Source organism: Clostridioides sp. ES-S-0001-03, assembly GCF_020676075.1.
Taxonomy (GTDB): domain Bacteria; phylum Bacillota; class Clostridia; order Peptostreptococcales; family Peptostreptococcaceae; genus Clostridioides.
Window position 1 is genome coordinate 1 of sequence record NZ_JACVWJ010000053.1, and the last position, 267, is coordinate 267.

Annotated in this window: 1 rRNA gene; it reads left to right on the forward strand. The window is 34.5% G+C overall.

Annotated features, from left to right (window positions below):
- Positions 1 to 171: 171 nt before the first annotated feature.
- Positions 172 to 267: ribosomal RNA gene (gene rrf / locus IC174_RS20890) — 5S ribosomal RNA — on the forward strand; the annotation flags it as partial.

Consider the following 267-nt stretch of genomic DNA (forward strand, 5'->3'; position numbering starts at 1 on the left):
TGTAAGTGCAGCAATGTATTTAGCTTATCGATACTAATAGGTCGAGGACTTGACCAATATTATTTGATGTTCATTGATTAAAATATATATGTAGTTTTTAGAGTGTTAACTCTAAAGAATCTAGTTTTACTAGTTTCAATAACTTAATAGTAATATTAAGCATAGAGATTATGTGGTTACAATAGCAGAGAGGATACACCTGTTCCCATTCCGAACACAGAAGTTAAGCTCTCTAGCGCTGATGGTACTTGGTGGGAAACTGCCTGG